Origin of the sequence: Allobosea sp. UNC402CLCol (genome assembly GCF_000745475.1) — a bacterium.
Taxonomy (GTDB): domain Bacteria; phylum Pseudomonadota; class Alphaproteobacteria; order Rhizobiales; family Beijerinckiaceae; genus Allobosea; species Allobosea spartocytisi.
The window spans coordinates 13,201-29,111 of the sequence record NZ_JQJJ01000004.1 but is presented as its reverse complement, the minus strand read 5'-3'; the positions used below and the strand labels follow the sequence as shown (position 1 = coordinate 29,111).

The 15,911-nt window shown below is 67.7% G+C and carries 17 protein-coding genes; 4 read left to right on the top strand and 13 right to left on the bottom strand.

The features are described from left to right. Window position 1 precedes the first annotated feature (1 nt). On the top strand, window positions 2-493 hold the full coding sequence (locus GY40_RS26350) for a hypothetical protein (protein WP_051987415.1): 492 nt from the start codon (window positions 2-4) through the stop codon (window positions 491-493). Between the two features lie 3 nt (window positions 494-496). Here the strand turns inward: GY40_RS26350 and GY40_RS01575 are convergent, their stop codons facing one another. Together GY40_RS01575 and ggt are read right to left on the bottom strand one after the other, a co-directional pair. Further along, window positions 497-1,189: an acid phosphatase gene (locus tag GY40_RS01575; protein WP_038358141.1), complete on the bottom strand. Its 693-nt coding sequence runs from the start codon at window positions 1,187-1,189 to the stop codon at window positions 497-499. Between the two features lie 63 nt (window positions 1,190-1,252). Next, window positions 1,253-2,989, bottom strand: a complete 1,737-nt coding sequence (gene ggt, locus GY40_RS01570; RefSeq protein ID WP_038358139.1) for a gamma-glutamyltransferase — start codon at window positions 2,987-2,989, stop codon at window positions 1,253-1,255. Between the two features lie 127 nt (window positions 2,990-3,116). Here ggt and GY40_RS01565 point away from each other — a divergent pair, with 127 nt between their 5' ends. The 3 genes from GY40_RS01565 to GY40_RS01555 are packed head-to-tail and all read left to right on the top strand — an operon-like array spanning window position 3,117 to window position 5,189. Then, window positions 3,117-3,719, top strand: coding sequence for a LemA family protein (locus GY40_RS01565; RefSeq protein WP_051987414.1), 603 nt, complete (start codon window positions 3,117-3,119; stop codon window positions 3,717-3,719). Between the two features lie 13 nt (window positions 3,720-3,732). Next, on the top strand, window positions 3,733-4,584 hold the full coding sequence (locus GY40_RS01560; RefSeq protein ID WP_038358137.1) for a TPM domain-containing protein: 852 nt from the start codon (window positions 3,733-3,735) through the stop codon (window positions 4,582-4,584). Then, window positions 4,584-5,189, top strand: a complete 606-nt coding sequence (locus tag GY40_RS01555; protein WP_051987413.1) for a TPM domain-containing protein — start codon at window positions 4,584-4,586, stop codon at window positions 5,187-5,189. Before GY40_RS01560 ends, GY40_RS01555 begins: the two co-directional genes overlap by 1 nt. A 31-nt stretch (window positions 5,190-5,220) precedes the next feature. Here the strand turns inward: GY40_RS01555 and GY40_RS01550 are convergent, their stop codons facing one another. The 11 genes from GY40_RS01550 to acnA form a co-directional block, all read right to left on the bottom strand. Beyond that, the gene (locus GY40_RS01550; RefSeq protein ID WP_051987412.1) at window positions 5,221-5,988 is read right to left on the bottom strand and encodes a DUF1223 domain-containing protein; all 768 of its coding nucleotides are present in this window, start codon (window positions 5,986-5,988) and stop codon (window positions 5,221-5,223) included. A gap of 64 nt (window positions 5,989-6,052) precedes the next feature. Further along, window positions 6,053-7,033 (bottom strand): lipid A biosynthesis lauroyl acyltransferase, encoded by a 981-nt coding sequence (locus GY40_RS01545; RefSeq protein ID WP_081925056.1) that lies wholly within the window; start codon window positions 7,031-7,033, stop codon window positions 6,053-6,055. 111 nt (window positions 7,034-7,144) lie between these two features. Beyond that, window positions 7,145-8,167 carry a zinc-binding dehydrogenase gene (locus tag GY40_RS01540; RefSeq protein ID WP_038358133.1) on the bottom strand — a complete coding sequence of 341 codons (1,023 nt, stop codon included), beginning with the start codon at window positions 8,165-8,167 and terminating at the stop codon, window positions 7,145-7,147. 16 nt (window positions 8,168-8,183) lie between these two features. Next, window positions 8,184-8,468 carry a type II toxin-antitoxin system RelE/ParE family toxin gene (locus GY40_RS01535; RefSeq protein WP_038358131.1) on the bottom strand — a complete coding sequence of 95 codons (285 nt, stop codon included), beginning with the start codon at window positions 8,466-8,468 and terminating at the stop codon, window positions 8,184-8,186. Continuing rightward, window positions 8,465-8,707 carry a CopG family ribbon-helix-helix protein gene (locus GY40_RS01530; protein WP_038358129.1) on the bottom strand — a complete coding sequence of 81 codons (243 nt, stop codon included), beginning with the start codon at window positions 8,705-8,707 and terminating at the stop codon, window positions 8,465-8,467. The genes GY40_RS01535 and GY40_RS01530 overlap by 4 nt, the downstream gene beginning before the upstream one ends. Window positions 8,708-8,763: 56 nt before the next feature. Continuing rightward, window positions 8,764-9,510 carry an SDR family NAD(P)-dependent oxidoreductase gene (locus GY40_RS01525; RefSeq protein ID WP_038358127.1) on the bottom strand — a complete coding sequence of 249 codons (747 nt, stop codon included), beginning with the start codon at window positions 9,508-9,510 and terminating at the stop codon, window positions 8,764-8,766. Beyond that, the gene (locus GY40_RS01520) at window positions 9,507-10,787 is read right to left on the bottom strand and encodes a beta-ketoacyl-ACP synthase (protein ID WP_038358126.1); all 1,281 of its coding nucleotides are present in this window, start codon (window positions 10,785-10,787) and stop codon (window positions 9,507-9,509) included. Before GY40_RS01520 ends, GY40_RS01525 begins: the two co-directional genes overlap by 4 nt. Before the next feature lie 12 nt (window positions 10,788-10,799). Next, the gene (locus GY40_RS01515; RefSeq protein WP_038358185.1) at window positions 10,800-11,933 is read right to left on the bottom strand and encodes a beta-ketoacyl-ACP synthase; all 1,134 of its coding nucleotides are present in this window, start codon (window positions 11,931-11,933) and stop codon (window positions 10,800-10,802) included. 11 nt (window positions 11,934-11,944) lie between these two features. After that, window positions 11,945-12,409 (bottom strand): 3-hydroxyacyl-ACP dehydratase FabZ family protein, encoded by a 465-nt coding sequence (locus GY40_RS01510; protein WP_038358124.1) that lies wholly within the window; start codon window positions 12,407-12,409, stop codon window positions 11,945-11,947. A gap of 130 nt (window positions 12,410-12,539) precedes the next feature. Beyond that, window positions 12,540-12,821 (bottom strand): acyl carrier protein, encoded by a 282-nt coding sequence (locus tag GY40_RS01505; RefSeq protein ID WP_038358122.1) that lies wholly within the window; start codon window positions 12,819-12,821, stop codon window positions 12,540-12,542. Window positions 12,822-13,055: 234 nt separating this feature from the next. After that, window positions 13,056-15,755, bottom strand: a complete 2,700-nt coding sequence (gene acnA, locus GY40_RS01500) for an aconitate hydratase AcnA (RefSeq protein WP_038358120.1) — start codon at window positions 15,753-15,755, stop codon at window positions 13,056-13,058. Between the last annotated feature and the right edge of the window lie 156 nt (window positions 15,756-15,911).

The following is a 15,911-nucleotide window of genomic DNA, read 5'->3' as shown; positions in this document are numbered from 1 at the left end:
GATGCTGCGCTGGCTGCTGCTGATCCCCTTCGCCTGCCTCGTCGCCATGGGGGCGGGGCTGTTCTTCCTGACGGCGGCCAGCGTCGCATCGCCGGCCGTGGCGCTGCTGATCGGCGGTGGCATCGAACGCCTGCTCGACATCCTATTCGGCCTGGCGGAAAGCGGCGTCGATCCGACACCGGCGGCGCAGGCGGCGTTTGCCCTGATCGCGCGGCTGGGCCTTGCGATCATCGTCGCGCCGGTCGTGCTGGTGGCGGTCGGTTCGGAGCTGTTCAGATTGCGCAGCCTGCTGGTTCAGAGCGGGCTCACCGGCCTGCTCGCGGCGCTCTTGCCGCTGGCCATGCTGAGGCTTTCGCGCACGCCGAGCCCGGCCGAGCTGCAGATCATCTCCGGGCTCTTCCTGGTCGGTGCAGCGACGGGCTTCATCTACTGGCTGATCGCCGGGCGCGAGGCCGGCGGCGACAGGCGCCCCGCCGACCCCGTATCTCGGTAATCGTCAGAGGCCGAGGGCCTTGCGCAGCTCGGCCTTGGCGGCGGCGAATTCGGTCTGGAAGTCCTGCTGTTCCATGATCCGCGCCGCGATGACCGAACCGGCGATGCGGCCGGCCTCGATGTCCGAGCGGTAGTGGATGCCGCCGATGATGCGGTTCTCGCCATAGAACCAGGCGCGGTTCATGATCTCCACGCGCTTCTCCGGCACCATGTTCGACAGGACGATGCCCATCAGCGTGCCGACCGTGGTGTGACCGGACGGATAGGCGCCGGAGTTCGAGATCTTCACCACCGGCTTGACCAGCGGGCTGAGCTGATGCGGGCGCGGGCGCTTCCACGAGTCCTTGGCCGGATCGACGACGGCGCCTTCGGTCGCGACGACGCGATCGAAGAAGGCCGAGAAGACCGGCAGCGCTTCCGGCTTGAAGGCGGGGCCCATCACGTCGGCGAAGCGCCAGACATTCTCCTCGGCGTCGGCCTTGGCCTTGGCCTCCATCTCCGGCGTGCGGGTGACCTGCAGCGTCAGCACCTCGCCGAGCTCGGCCTTGGTCTGCACGGAATCATCGGCCGGCGGCGGCTTGAGGAACAGCTGGAGATCGACGGATTTGGCGGATGTGAACGGCGCGGCGTCCTCGGCCTGGGCCGGCGAGAAGGCGAGCGTGGCGGCAGTCAGAAGGGCGAGTGCGAAATGGCGCATGGTGGCGGTCCCTGGTTGGCTGGGGAGGGACGCGCCGAGAATATGACAGCGTGATGAACCCGCTCAGTCTCCGATCGCCACGCCCTCGCGCCGGCCGTCGGCACCGCCGACGAACCCTTCCGGCGTCTTGACGATCACCTGCGTGCCGGAGGTCATCTCCATGAGCTGGACCTTGTGGCCTTTCGCCTCCAGAGCCGCCTTCCAGGCTTCCGCCTCGGTGCCCGCCTCCAGCTCGGTCGGGCCGTTGCGGCTGCCGAAATTGCCGAAATCGGCGGCAGCTTGAGGGTCCATGCGCCAGTCGAGCAAGGCGACCAACGTCTTGGCGACGAATTCGATGATCTGGCTGCCGCCGGGAGAACCCGCGACCGCGTAAAGCCGGCCGAAGGCGTCGAAGACCAGGGTGGGCGCCATGGAGGAACGTGGGCGCTTGCCGGGCTCGACCCGGTTGGCGACCGGCTTGCCGTCCTCGTCCGGCGCGAAGTTGAAATCGGTCAGTTCGTTGTTGAGCAGGAAGCCGGCCTTCGTCATCAGATGCGAGCCGAAGCCGCCCTCGATGGTCGTCGTCATCGCGACGGCGTTGCCGGCCGCATCCACCACCGAGATATGGCTGGTGCCATGCTCGATGCCCTCGGAGGGGGCGAGCAAGCCGGCGCGCCGATGCGGCGGATCGCCAGCCTGCGCCCGGCCCAGGGAACGCTCCGGGCTGATCAGGGCAGCGCGCGAGCGGATATAGTCGCGGTCGATCAGGCCGCGCACCGGCACGGCGAGAAAAGCGGGGTCGGCGAGATAGAGGTTGCGATCGGCGAAGGCGAGCCGGCTCGCCTCGCTCAGCCAATGGGCGGCCTCGGGGCCCGGCCCCATCCGCCTGAGATCGACGCGCTCGAGCATGCCGAGGATCTGCTGGACGGCGACGGCGCCCGAGCTCGGCGGCCCCATGCCGCAGAGCCGCCAGACGCGGTAGGCACCGCAGACCGGCTCGCGCTCCTCGACCTTGTAGGCCGTGAGATCCGCAAGCGTCATGTCGCCGGGATTGCCCGGATGCTCCGCTATGGTGGCGACGATGTCCTCGGCGATCGGGCCCTTGTAGAGCGCATCCGCGCCCTGCGCCGCGATGGCGCGCAATGTTTCGGCGAAGGCCGGGTTCTTCAGGATCGTGCCGACGGCTTTGGGCTGTCCGTCCGCCTCGTAGAAATAGGCGGCGGCGCGCGGATTTTTGGGGAGATCCTTGTCGCCGGCGAGGAGGCCGTTGAGGCGCGGCGATATCGCAAAGCCCTCCTCCGCGAGCTTGAGTGCGGGAGCGACCAGATCGGCCCAGGGCAATTTGCCCCAGCGCCGATGCGCCTCCTCCAGCAGCCTGAGCGTGCCGGGCACGCCGACCGAGCGGCCGCCGATCACGGCCTCCCGAAACGGCATCGGCTTGCCGTCCTTCATGAAGCGGTCGGGCTTTGCGGCGGCGGGCGCCGTCTCGCGGCCGTCGAGCGTCGTCACCTTGCGGTCGAACTCGCCCCAATGAACGAAGAACGCGCCGCCGCCGATGCCTGAGCTCTGCGGCTCGACCAGATTGAGCACGAGCTGGATGGCGATGGCGGCGTCGGTGGCGCTGCCGCCGGCGCGCAGGATGTCGCGCCCGGCCGAAGCCGCGAGCGGATTGGCCGCGGCCGCCATGAACTGCCGCGCGGTCGTCTCGACCCTGGCGATCCGACCGGTCCCCGCCTCCGGCGCGGGGGCGAGAGGCTGCGCGATCGCGATCTGCGCGGCGAAAAGCGCGGCTGGCAAGACGGTCAGTCGGGCGAAGCGCATGCAAGCCTCCGGCGGGGTTCGGCCCAACATAGGCCATTCGCCGCGCCCTGGCAGCTTTGACCGGAGCGGCGCGACAGGTAAGGTCCGAATCGACACCATTGCAACGCTGCCAAAAGGGGTTTTCGGCATGACGTTCTCCGCCCAGCTTCGCCGTCCGCTGGCCTGGTTCGCGCTCGGCCTTCTCGGCATCGCGCTCGCCGGCTGCGGCTACAACAACGTGCCGACGCTGGAAGAGAAGGCGAAGGCCGCCTGGTCAGAGGTGCAGAACCAGTATCAGCGCCGCGCCGACCTGATTCCCAATCTCGTCGAGACGGTGAAGGGTTACGCCGCGCAGGAGCGCGAGGTGCTGACGGCCGTGATCGAGGCCCGCGCCAAGGCGACGCAGGTCAAGGTCGATGCCTCGACCATCAGCGACCCGGCCAAGTTCAAGGAATACCAGGACGCGCAGAACCAGCTCACCGGCGCGCTGGGGCGGCTGCTCGTCACGGTGGAGCGCTACCCGGACCTGAAGTCGAACCAGAACTTCCTGGCGCTGCAGTCGCAGCTCGAGGGGACGGAGAATCGCGTCGCCGTGGCGCGGCGCGACTACATCCAGGCCGTGCAGGACTTCAACACCGAGATCCGCACCTTCCCGGGCGTGATCTGGGCCAAGCTGTTCTGGGGCGCCAAGCCGATGGAAACCTTCACCGCCACGGCCGGTGCCGAGCGGCCGCCGGCGGTGAAGTTCTGAAGCTGTGACGGCCATGCCGCAAGCGGCGCGGGGAACCCCTCTCCCGAATGGGAGAGGGGTTCTGCGTCGTGTTTCCCTGCTCTTTGTCTTCCTGCTCTGCGCTCTGCCGTCATTCGCCGCCGATCCGACCTATCTGGCACTCACGGGCCGTGTCGTCGATGGCGCCAACATCATCGCCCCGGAGGCGCGCCAGCGCATCGAGGACAAGCTCAAGGCGCATGAGGACAAGACGTCGGACCAGGTCGTGGTCGCGACCGTGCCTTCGCTGCAGGGGCTGGAGATCGAGGATTTCGCCAACAGGCTCTACCGGCACTGGCAGCTCGGCCAGAAGGCGAAGAACAACGGCGTGCTGCTGATCGTGGCGCCCAACGAGCGCAAGGTCCGCATCGAGGTCGGCTACGGGCTCGAAGGTGCGCTGACCGACGCGCTCTCCAAGGTGATCATCACCACGGCGATCGCGCCTAAATTCAAGACGGGCGATTTCGCCGGGGGCATCGAGGCCGGGACCGACGCGATCCTGACCATCCTGGCGGGCGACGCCGAGGAATGGCAGCGCCGCGCCGAGGTTCGCTCGGACGAGAGCACGATTCAGGAGGACATCGCCGTCGTCGTCGCGATGGTCCTGATCTTCCTGTTCATCGTCGCCTTCCTGCGGGGCCTGAGCCAGCAGAGTGGCGGCGCGCGCCGATACCGGACCCGCGACGGCCGCTGGATCGTGCTGCCGCCGGGCAATTCGGGCTGGGGATCCGGCTCGGGCTGGAGCGGCGGCGGGGGCTGGAGTTCGGGCGGTGGCTTTTCCGGCGGAGGCGGCTTCTCGGGCGGCGGGGGCTCGTCAGGTGGCGGCGGCGCTTCGGGGAGCTGGTGATGGATACCTCCGACAGGGATGCGATCGCCGAGGCGGTGCGCCGCGCCGAGCTGAACACGGCCGGCGAGATCGTCGTCGTCATCGACCGGGCCGCGTCGAGCTATCGCAACGTTCCGGTAGTGATGGCGCTGGCGCTCGCGCTGCTGGTGCCCTGGCCGCTGATCTCGCTGACGGCGATGAGCGCGCAGCGCATCTTCATGATCCAGCTCTTCTGCGCCCTCATCCTGCTCGGCGTGCTGCTCTGGTACGGTCGCGGCGGGCGCTTCGTGCCGGGCTTCATCAAACGGCGCCGGGCCCATGACGCGGCGCTGCGCGAGTTCACGGCGCGGGGGCTGACGCGGACGAAGGGGCGCACCGGCGTGCTACTCTATGTGGCGCTGCAGGAGCGCTACGCCGAAGTCCTCGTCGATACCGGCATCGACGGGCGGGTCGATGAAAAGACCTGGGACGGCATCATCGAGCCCCTGCTCGCAGCGGCGCGTGATGACCGTCTGACCGAAGGGCTGATCGCGGCGGTGGATGCGGTCGGCGCGGTGCTGGCGCAGCACGTCCCGCCGGTTCCCGGTGACATCGACGAATTGCCGAACAAGGTGATCCTGCTCTGAGGCTGCGCTCCTGCGGAGCGAAGAGGTTGGCTCAGGGCGCCGTCTTGCCGCGCGCGGCGCCGAGGATCGGCCCCGGCATCATGCCGTATTTTCCCGGCTGGTCGGTCTGGACGATGACGACGTAGCCGTCCGCCTCCGGCGCCTGGGTGGCGCTCAGCGGGGCCGTGATGGTGGTTTCCTTGCCGTCCCAGTCGCCGACGCGGACCATGCCGCGTACCACATTCGCATAGGACAGGGTCTTGCCCTGGTTCTCGCCGCGCGTCACCGGCACCGAGGCCAGGCGCGTCGTCGGCAGGACCCAGACGCCGGCTGCTCGCTCGCTCGCCAGGCCCGAGGGCGTGAGCTTGATCTCGAGATTGCCGTTCTTCTCCTCGAGCCCGATCCGGACCGGGAAGCCGGAGGGGGCGAGCTGGCGGATCGTCTTCTGGATCTCGTCCTTGTCGGAGCCGACCAGATGGCCGGAGCCGTTGACGACGACCTGCGGAGTATAGACCTGCCCGTCGCCACGGGCCTTGGCATAGAATTTCTGGCGCTTGGCGAAGGAGTCCTTCCCCAGCGTGTCCTTCCAGCCGAGATAATCCCAGTAGGTCACCGGCAGCGTCAGGGCGATGAGGTCGGGATCCTTCGCGAGCTCGATCACCAGCGCATCGGCCGGCGGGCAGGAGGAGCAGCCCTGGCTGGTGAACAGCTCGAGCAGCGCCTTCGGCTGCTTGCCGGGCGCCTGCGCGTCAACGGTCGCGATGCCCATGGCGAGGGCCGCAATCGTCACAGCAATGAGGCGCTTGCCGGGGAACATCATCGAACTCTGCGGACAACTTCTTTTGACGAGGTTACCAAAGCCCTCATTCGCCTTCATTTGGAAATCACGTTGCCTTGAAAACAGGCGTCGTCGCGCGGGTGTGATCGAATTCCGCCAGCGCCGCGGCCGAAATCATGTTGGGCCGCCAGCGGCGGTGCATCCAGAGCCACTGCTCGGGATTTTCGCGCACCCAGCCTTCGACCACCGCCGTCATCATCGCCATGGCGCCCTGGACGTCGATCTCGCCCTGCGCATCGCGCGGCAGGTCGAGGGGTGGCGTCAATTCCAGGCGGAAGCGCTGCTTCGGCAGGCGGATGACGCGCACGCCATGCACCGGACATTCGAAGCGCTTGGCGAATTTGCCCATGATCGGGTTGGTCAGCGCCGGGCGGCCGAAGAACGGCACCACGACGCCACGGGTGAAATGCTGGTCGATCAGCATGCCCAGATGGCCGCCCTTCTCCAGCACGCCCTGCATGGCGAAGGCCGCGCCCTGCTTCGCCGCCGCGAGCCCACCCATGGCGCCGGAACGGATCTCGTGGACCACGGCTGCGATCGCGGGATCGTTGGGCGCGCGGAAGACGGCGGTGGTTTCGAGATCATAGGCCGCCGCGCAGATCGCCGGCAGCTCCCAATTGGCGAGATGGGCCGAGAAGATCAGGCCTGGCTTCTCGTCGTCCTTGAGCGCGATGAAATGCTCGATGCCGACGACCTCGACGCGCGAGTTGGGGTCGGGGTTATGGTAGTCGTAATCGAACAGCGTCTTGAGATGGGCGTATTCGGCGGCGGTGCGGCCGAGATTCTCCCAGGCGGCGCGGGCGATGCGCCTGATTTCGGCCTCGTCCTTCTCCGGGAAGGCGGCGCGGATATTGGCGAGCGCGACGCGGTTGACCGGGATGAGCGGGCTCGCGGTCCTGAGCAGCCAGCCGCCGAGGTCGCTGGAGCGCTCCGGCCCCAGCAGGCGCAAGCCCGCAAACAGCGTGCGGATCACGCCGATCATCACCGCTGCGCCGATTCGCGCGGCGAAAGCCTTGATCCGTCTCAATGTCCTGCCAGCCCTATCCCGCCCGTGCCGAGAGCAAGACCGGGCCTTGAAGGCGCGATCTGGGGCAGGAATGCGCCGGCGTCAAGTCTCCGGCGGGGCCGGGAGCCCTGCTCAGAAGGCGATGACGACCTTGCCGAAGACCTTGCGACCCTCGATCCGGTCGAGGCCTTTCTCGAATTCGGCGAGTGGGAAGACCGAGTCGATCACCGGTTTCATGCCGCCCGCCATCTTCTCCAGCGATTGCGCGATGTTCTCGATGCGGCAGCCGAAGGAGCCGGTGATGCGGTATTGCTGCTGGAAGAGCTGCATCAGGTTGATCGTCGCCGAGGGGCCGGAGGTCGCGCCGCAGGTGACGAGCCGGCCGCCGCGCTTCAGGCAGAGCAGCGAGCCGTTCCAGGTATCGGCTCCAACGTGCTCGAAGACGACATCGACGCCCTTGCGGCCGGTGAGCCTGCGGACCACGCCCTCGAAGCGATCCTCTCGATAATTGATGACGTGGTCGGCGCCGAGCGCCTTGGCCTTGGCGCCCTTCTCGTCGTCGCCGACCGTGGTGTAGACCGTGCAGCCGATCGCCTTCGCCATCAGGATCGCGGCGGTGCCGATGCCGGAGCCGCCGGCATGGACGAGCACGGATTCGCCGGGCTCCAGCTTCGCGTTGTCGAACAGCATGTGCTGGACCGTGCCGAAGCCGATCGGCGCGCAGGCCGCATCCTCGAAGGAGACGCCCTTCGGCGCCTTGATCGTCAGGCGCGCCGGGCGGTTCAGCACTTCGCGGGCGAAGCCGTCGATATGGAAGCCCATGATGCCGGCGACGCTCTCGCAGAGATTGTCGCGCCCCTCGCGGCAGGCCTTGCAGTGGCCGCAGGTGTCGGCGCCATAGGCGGTGACGGTGTCGCCGGGCGCGAAGCCGGTCACGCCCTCGCCGACGCAGACGATCTCGCCGGCGGCCTCGACGCCCGCCGCCTGCGGCATCTTGCGCTTGGCGAAGGCCATGCCGCGGAAGCCCCAGAGGTCGAGATAGTTCAAGCCCACCGCCTTGATGCGGATCTGCACCTCGCCGGGAGCGGGCGGCGGCGGCGGCTCGATCTCCTCGAGACGGAGATCGCGGTCGCCATGGAGCTGGAGGGAGCGCATGAGGATTCGACGTCTTTCAGATCTGGTCCGGCCATTGCCGGGAGGTGTGGAGGACCGCGAGGATTTCGACGCGGCCGTCGCTGACGCGGTAGGGGAGGATATAGGGCGTGCCAGTCACGATGAGTTCGCGGGTTCCATCGCTCCGTCCCGGCCGCCCGATCTCTGGATGGCTGGTCAGCATTGCGGAGCGCTGCTCAACGAGATCAACCAGTGCTGCAGCGGCGGAGCGGCTGTCCTTCGCGATGAAGGCAAAGATCTGGTCGAGCTCGCGCAGTGAGCGTTTCGTCCAGACGAGCCTCACTCCGCCACGGCCTTGTACTTGCGGAACACGGCCTCGACCTCTTCGTCCGTCGCGAACTCGCCGCGATCGGCTTCGGCGATCCCCTCCTTGATCCTCGCGATCTGCCAGGCGTTCAGCGCGACATAGTCCTCGATCGCCTTCGCTGCGATCCAGTTGCGGGAGCGGTCGGTATCGGCCGCCAACGCGTCGAGCTTGGCCAGCATCTCGTCGTCGAGGCGGATGGTGAAGGCTGCCGTCATGTCGGTTCACTCCGGTTCAGGATGAACCTTAACATGAACAGCCCTATCGGTCGATATCAGCGATGCACGCCGAGCTGGGCGGTCAACCCGCCGTCGATCGGCAGCACAGTGCCGCTGATATAGGCGGCGGGCTCGCTCATCAGGAAGGCGGCGAGGCCGGCGACCTCCTCCGGCCTGGCGAAGCGCCCGGCCGGGATCTGCGCCTGCATCTTGTCGCGATAGGCGGCGTAGGGCGCCATCATGTCGGTGTCGACGAAGCCCGGTGCGATCACGTTGACCGTGACGCCGCGTTTGCCGGTCTCGACAGCGAGCGTCTTGGCATAGGAGATCAAAGCGCCCTTGGAGGCGGCATAGGCGGCGTTGCCGGGATTGCCGCGCAGCGCCGCGACCGAGCCGATGGCGACGATGCGGCCGGCCTTGGCGCGGATCATGTTGCGCATCAGGCTCTTGGCGAGGCGGGTGAAGGCCCAGAAATTGACCTGCATCGCGGCTTCCGCCTTGTCCTGCACGATCATCGCGGCCAGCGAATCATAGGGCTGGCCGGCATTGTGGACGAGGCCGAAATAGCTCTCGCCCTCGCGCTCCTCGCAGAAGGCGTCGAGCGCGCCCTTGTCGGAGAGATCGAGCGGCAGGGCGCTGACCGCGCGGCCGGGATGGGCGGCGGCGATCTCCCCGGCCAGCGCCTTCGCCTGATCGGCGGAGGAGCGGAAGGTGAAATCGACATCGTGACCGGCCGCGACGAGCGCGCGCACGATCGCGGCGCCGACACCCTTGGCGCCGCCCGTTACCAGAATCTTGGTCATGCGGCCTCCGGAGGCGCCGTCAGCACGAGGCAGGTGTTCTGGCCGCCGAAGCCGAAGGAATTGGAGATGATGGTGCGCACCTTCGCGTCGCGAGCGGTGTTCGGCACGACATCGAGCGTGATCGCCGGGTCCGGATTGGCATAGTTGATCGTCGGCGGAATCTTGCCGTTGGCGATGGTCAGGAACGAGATCACCGCCTCGACGGCGCCGGCCGCCGTCAGCGTATGGCCGATCATCGACTTGTTCGAGGAGATCGGCAGGCTCGCCATGCGCTCGCCGAAGACGGCGGCGCAGCTCATCGCCTCCATCTTGTCGTTCTCCGGCGTCGAGGTGCCGTGGGCGTTGATGTAGTCGACGTCGTCGGGCGTCAGCCCGGCATCGGCCAGCGCGTCCTGCATGGCGAGGATCGCCGGCTTGCCGTCCGGGCTCGAGCGGGTGCGGTGGAAGCCGTCACCGCGCTCGCCGCAGCCGGCGACGATGCCGAGGATGGTCGCGCCGCGCGCCAGCGCGTGGTCGTAATCCTCCAGCACCAGCGCACCGGCGCCCTCGCCCATGACGAAGCCGTCCCGGTTCTTCGAGAAGGGCTTGGCCGCGCCTTCCGGCGGATCGTTCTGGGTCGAGAGGGCGGAGAGCAGCGAGAAGCGGATCAGCGCCTCGGCATGGATCGAGCCGTCGGTGCCGATGCAGAGCGCGGCCTCAGTGTCGCCGCGGCGGATCGCCTCGACGCCCATCTGGATCGCGGTCGCGCCCGACGAGCAGGCGGTCGAGAGGGAGATCGGCGAGCCCTTGGTCCCGAAGCGGTCGGCAATATGATCGGCGACGCCGCCGAAGACGAAAAGCTCGTGCATCGCGCGGAACTTGCCGGTCTCGGCCGCGCGCAGCAGCCCGTCGTAATCGACGTCGCCTTCGATGGCCTGAGCCATCTCCTGCTTCTGCGGCCATTCCATCTCGACCGGCGGGACGGCCATGAAGAGCTCGCCCGGAAAATCGCCGGAGGTGCCGAGCGCGCTCTGGGTGACGGCTTCTTCCGCCGCCAGCGTCGCCAGCTTCTCGGAGAGCTGGGGGGCGGTGAAGGGCTCGTCGAACAGGAAATCGACGGTGCCACCGATCGTGGTGCGCAAGCCCTCAGTCGGGAAGCGCTCGATGCGGTGGATGCCGGATTGGCCGGCCGTCAGCGCCTTCCAATTCGTCTCCTTGCCCTGGCCGAGCGAGGTGACGACGCCGAGCCCGGTGACGGCGACGATCGGGCGGCCCTTGGCATCACGATGCGTGGTCATGGCTTCAACCTCTCACGCTTGAACCAGATGCGCGGCGCCTTCGCCGCGCCAATGGCCGGCGCCGGTGACGACCGCTTGCTTCGCCTGCCCAGCCGACAAGGCGATGGCCGCGAGGGCCACGGAGACCGGAAATGCGGCCTCGACGCCATGGCCGACGAGATCGCCCGCCGCGATCCGCTTCGCCGATGGCGCGGCCTTCGCGAGCGCGTTGGCTTCTTCGGCCGTGATGCCGGCGCAGCCTGTCGCTGCCGAAATGGCGAGCGCGTCGGCGCCGAGCGGGCCGAAGCCACCCACGAGTCCGGCCAGGGCCGACTCGACCGTGCCGGGCGCACGGCGGCTGCGCGTCGCGCCGGCATGGCTGAGCTTGGCGTAGACCTTGGCGCCGCGTGCGGCGGCACGCTCGGCCGATTCGAGGACGAGGAAGGCGCCGGCGCTGCCGGTGATCAGGCCCGGAGCCTCTTCGCGCGCGAAGACGGGGGCGAAGCTGCCCTGGCGCAGATAGCCGCCGAGCTCGAAGAGCAGCAGCATGTCGCGGCGCTCGGCATTATAGGCGCCGCCGACCAACATCAGGTCGGACTGGCCCGAGGCGATGCGGGCGTGGGCGGTGCGGATGGCGTCGACGCCGGCCTGCTCCTCGCCCATGAAGGTGCGCGAGGGACCGGTGACGCCATGGACGATGGCGATGTTGCCGGCGAGCAGGTTGGAGAGCTGGGCGAGGAAGAGCGTGGGGCGCAGATCACCCATCAGGTGCTCGTTGAGATAGGTGCCGGGCTCGTTGGCGCCGCGCAATCCCGTGAGGATGGCGGAATCCACCGCATGGTCGCGCTCGCCGCCGCCGGCGGCGACGATGACCTGCAGCGCGCTCTTGGCCTCGGCATCCTCCTTGATCCCGGCGGAGTCGAGGGCGAGGCCGGCGGCATAGACGCCGAGGCGCTGCCAGGGCTCCATCTGGCGCTGGTCGGATTTCTTCGGGATCTGCCGGTCGAGCTCCAGCGCGAGGAGCGGATGGACCGGATAGGGCTTGAAGCTCTCGGTGTCGACGGTCGGCGGGCCGCCGGCGGCGAGTGCCGCGGCATGGACCTCGACGCCTTCGCCGAGGCTGGAGGCGATGCCGATACCGGTGATGACCACGTCCCGGCGGTTCATCGTCATATCGCTCATGGAGCAGGCTCCGGCTTCAGGCCGATGGCTTCGATGCGGCTCTGCATGAGGGCGCGCATATCGGCGGGGAAGGGCATCAGGCGGAAGCGCAGCTCCGCATCGCAGATCGGCTTGCCGTTGCTCGTCAGCTTCGCCTTCGTCGCGGCATAGCCGGAACCCTCGATCACGAGCTCGGCGCTGGCTTCCAGCTCGGCGTTGGGCTCGACGAAGCTGCGGAAGCGCGCCTTGTCCACGGTCATCAGGAAGGGCATCTGGCTGAGACCGTTGAGGCCGAGCAGCAGATAGCCCGAGGCCTGGGCCATGGTCTCGGTCAGCAGCACGCCAGGAACGAGCGGGTGGCCGGGGAAATGGCCCTCGAAGACCGGGCTTGCTGCCGGGACGGTGGAGCGCGTGACGATGCGCTGCAGCGACGGATCGAAGGAAACGACCCTGTCGATCATGTCGAAATATTCGAGGCGCATGCGATCCTTGACCAGCTGGGCACGCCAGAACGGCGCGCGGCCGCTGTGCGGATCGGTCTGATCCGTTCAGCGGCCTATGCTCTATCGGGAGCGGGGCGCCGGCTCAAGTCCGGCAGCCCCCGCGCAGGCGTTACGCCTTCTTGGCGGCGACGAGGTCGTCGATGCGCTTGCAGAGGTTCTCGAGCACGAAATACTGCTCTGCCGGGGCCTTGCCCTCATTGACCTCCTGCGTCCACTGCTCGAGCGGCAGCTTGATGCCGAAGGCCTTGTCGATCGCGAAGGCGATGTCGAGGAAGGCGAGCGAGTCGATGCCGAGATCGTCGATGGCATGGCTCTGCGGCGTGATCTTCTCACGCGGAATATCGCAGGTTTCCGAAATGATGCCGGCGACCGTCTCGAACGTGGCGGACATGCGGGTGCTCCCGTCTTGAAAGGATGTCGGCGGACGACGTCCGAGCGCGGGATGATCCCTGCGCCTGCCCCAAGTCTCCGCCGAGGATGACTGACCGGCCCCCTTACACCGCGCCGGGCGCGAGGACAACTGGGATGGGTCCCGATACGAGCACGGCCGGCTTGCGCCGGCCGCGTTGTGACGTTTTGGTCACCGAAGGCCGTGCCGGAAACACGACCTTCGCTGCCAGGATGCTTACGCGGCGAGCCCGCGCAGCACGTATTGCAGGATGCCGGCGTTCTTGAAGTAGTCGATCTCGTCCAGCGTATCGATGCGGCAGAGGATCGGCACCTTCTTCACCGTGCCGTCGGCATAGGTGATCTCGGCTTCCATCATCTGGCGCGGCTTGACGTTGGCCAGCCCGTGGATGGTGACCATCTCGTCGCCCTTCAGGTCGAGCGAGGCCCAGCTCGTGCCCTCCTGCAGGGTGAAGGGCACGACGCCCATGCCGACCAGGTTCGAGCGGTGGATGCGCTCGAAGCTCTGGGCGATCACCGCCTTGACGCCGAGGAGGTTGGTGCCCTTCGCCGCCCAGTCGCGCGAGGAGCCGTTGCCGTATTCGACGCCGGCGAAGATCACCAGCGGCACCTTCTCCTGCTTGTACTTCATCGCGGCGTCGTAGATCGGCAGCTCTTCCTTCGACGGGTAGTGGATGGTGTAGCCGCCCTCGCGCCCGTTCGGGCCGAGCATGTGGTTGCGGATGCGGATATTGGCGAAGGTGCCCCGCATCATCACCTCATGGTTGCCGCGGCGCGTGCCGTACTGGTTGAAGTCGGCGACCGCGACGCCATGCTCGGTCAGATAGGCGCCGGCCGGGGAGGCCGCCTTGATCGAACCGGCCGGGGAGATGTGGTCGGTGGTGATCTTGTCGCCGAAGAGGCCGAGGATGCGGGCGCCCTTGATGTCGCCGATCGCGTCCGGCTTCTGGTGCATGCCCTGGAAATAGGGCGGGTTCTGCACATAGGTCGAATCGTCGTCCCAGGCATAGGTCTCGCTCTGCGGGGCGTCGACCGCCTGCCAGTGCGCGTCGCCCTTGAAGACGTCGGCGTACTTCGCCTCGAAGATCGCGCGAGTGACGTTCTGCTGGATGAAGCTCTGGATCTCCTTGTTGGAGGGCCAGATGTCCTTGAGATAGACGTCCTTGCCGTCAGAGCCCTGGCCGAGCGGCTGCGTGGTCAGGTCCATCTGGACCGAGCCGGCCAGCGCATAGGCGACGACCAGCGGCGGCGAAGCCAGGTAGTTCGCCTGCACGTCCGGCGAGACGCGGCCTTCGAAGTTGCGGTTGCCGGAGATGACGGCGCCCGCGATCAGGCCCTTGTCGTTGATCGTCTTCGAGATCGGCGCCGGCAGCGGGCCGGAATTGCCGATGCAGGTGGTGCAGCCGAAGCCGACCAGGTTGAAGCCGAGCTTGTCGAGGTCGGTCTGCAGGCCGGACTTGGCCAGATATTCGGCGACGACCTGCGAGCCGGGCGCCAGCGAAGTCTTCACCCAGGGCTTGACCTTGAGGCCCTTGGCGACCGCATTGCGGGCGAGCAGGCCGGCCGCCATCAGCACCGAGGGGTTCGAGGTGTTGGTGCAGGAGGTGATGGCGGCGATGACGACGTCGCCATGGCCGAGATCGAAATCCTCGCCCTCGACCTCAACGCGGCGCGAAAGCTCGCCGCCCTTCTTGTAGTCGCTCTCCATGGCGGCGGCGAAGCCGGCCTTGACGGCGGAGAGGTCGACGCGGCCCTCGGGGCGCTTCGGGCCGGCCATCGAGGGCTGGACTGTCGAGAGATCGAGCTCCAGCGTGTCGGTGAAGACCGGATCGGCCGTCTCGCGGGTGGCGAAGAGCCCTTGAGCCTTGCTGTAGGCATCGACCAGCGCGATGCGCTCCGCCTTGCGGCCGGTGGTGGTGAGATAGTCCAGCGTTTCGGCATCGACCGGGAAGAAGCCGCAGGTCGCGCCGTATTCCGGGCCCATGTTCGCGATCGTCGCGCGGTCGGCCAGCGTCAGGTTGTAGAGACCGGGACCGAAGAACTCGACGAATTTGCCGACGACGCCCTTCTTGCGCAGCATCTGGGTGACGGTCAGCACGAGGTCGGTCGCGGTGATGCCTTCCTTGAGCGCGCCGGTCAGCTTGAAGCCGATGACCTCCGGCAGCAGCATCGACTGCGGCTGGCCGAGCATGGCGGCCTCCGCCTCGATGCCGCCGACACCCCAGCCGAGAACGGCGAGGCCGTTGACCATGGTGGTGTGCGAATCGGTGCCGACGACGGTGTCGGGATAGGCGACCTCGACCTCGGTGCCGTCGATGGTCTCGCTACGGGTCCAGACGGTCTGGGCGAGGTATTCGAGATTGACCTGGTGGCAGATGCCGGTGCCGGGCGGGACGACGCGGAAATTGTCGAAGGCGCCCTGGCCCCATTTGAGGAACTTGTAGCGCTCCGCATTGCGCTCGTATTCGAGCTCGACGTTCTGGGCGAGCGCCTTGGGCGTGCCGAACTCGTCGACGATCACCGAGTGGTCGATGACGAGATCGACGGGAACGAGCGGGTTGATCTTCTGGGCGTCGCCACCGAGCGCCTTGACGCCGTCGCGCATCGCGGCGAGGTCGACCACCGCCGGCACGCCGGTGAAGTCCTGCATCAGCACGCGGGCCGGGCGGAAGCCGATCTCCTTGCCGGCCTTGCCCTTGTCGTCGAGCCAGCCGACGAAGTTCTCGATATCGGCCTTCGTCACCGAGCGGCCGTCCTCGTTGCGCAGCAGGTTCTCGAGCAGCACCTTCATCGAGAAGGGCAGCTTCGAGATGCCGGGCAGGCCGTTCTTCTCGGCGTCGGGCAGGGAATAATAGGTGTAGCTCTTGCCGCCGACATCGAGTGTCTTGCGGGCCTTGAATGAATCGAGCGAAGCCATGCGGGCAATATCCTGATCAAGGGGTTGCGGTCGCGACCGGCAAGTCTCCAAGGGTTTCTGCCCTTGCGGACGCTGCCGTTCGAAGGCCTAATGCGCGTGGCGCGCGCGCCGCCCCGGGAGTGCCCGGGCCCCGCGCCGGATCGGCGTGCGGCGTAG

What these genes read in the sequence shown, in the direction of transcription:
- GY40_RS01560 (WP_038358137.1), top strand. Translation starts at nt 3,733, where the DNA reads ATGCCGCAAGCGGCGCGGGGAACCCCTCTCCCGAATGGGAGAGGGGTT.
- GY40_RS01520 (WP_038358126.1), bottom strand. Translation starts at nt 10,787, where the DNA reads ATGACCACGCATCGTGATGCCAAGGGCCGCCCGATCGTCGCCGTCACC.
- GY40_RS01540 (WP_038358133.1), bottom strand. Translation starts at nt 8,167, where the DNA reads ATGCGCTCCCTCCAGCTCCATGGCGACCGCGATCTCCGTCTCGAGGAG.
- GY40_RS01565 (WP_051987414.1), top strand. Translation starts at nt 3,117, where the DNA reads ATGACGTTCTCCGCCCAGCTTCGCCGTCCGCTGGCCTGGTTCGCGCTC.
- GY40_RS01555 (WP_051987413.1), top strand. Translation starts at nt 4,584, where the DNA reads ATGGATACCTCCGACAGGGATGCGATCGCCGAGGCGGTGCGCCGCGCC.
- ggt (WP_038358139.1), bottom strand. Translation starts at nt 2,989, where the DNA reads ATGCGCTTCGCCCGACTGACCGTCTTGCCAGCCGCGCTTTTCGCCGCG.
- GY40_RS01510 (WP_038358124.1), bottom strand. Translation starts at nt 12,409, where the DNA reads ATGCGCCTCGAATATTTCGACATGATCGACAGGGTCGTTTCCTTCGAT.
- GY40_RS01575 (WP_038358141.1), bottom strand. Translation starts at nt 1,189, where the DNA reads ATGCGCCATTTCGCACTCGCCCTTCTGACTGCCGCCACGCTCGCCTTC.
- GY40_RS01505 (WP_038358122.1), bottom strand. Translation starts at nt 12,821, where the DNA reads ATGTCCGCCACGTTCGAGACGGTCGCCGGCATCATTTCGGAAACCTGC.
- GY40_RS01550 (WP_051987412.1), bottom strand. Translation starts at nt 5,988, where the DNA reads ATGATGTTCCCCGGCAAGCGCCTCATTGCTGTGACGATTGCGGCCCTC.
- GY40_RS01515 (WP_038358185.1), bottom strand. Translation starts at nt 11,933, where the DNA reads ATGAACCGCCGGGACGTGGTCATCACCGGTATCGGCATCGCCTCCAGC.
- acnA (WP_038358120.1), bottom strand. Translation starts at nt 15,755, where the DNA reads ATGGCTTCGCTCGATTCATTCAAGGCCCGCAAGACACTCGATGTCGGC.
- GY40_RS01530 (WP_038358129.1), bottom strand. Translation starts at nt 8,707, where the DNA reads ATGACGGCAGCCTTCACCATCCGCCTCGACGACGAGATGCTGGCCAAG.
- GY40_RS26350 (WP_051987415.1), top strand. Translation starts at nt 2, where the DNA reads ATGCTGCGCTGGCTGCTGCTGATCCCCTTCGCCTGCCTCGTCGCCATG.
- GY40_RS01525 (WP_038358127.1), bottom strand. Translation starts at nt 9,510, where the DNA reads ATGACCAAGATTCTGGTAACGGGCGGCGCCAAGGGTGTCGGCGCCGCG.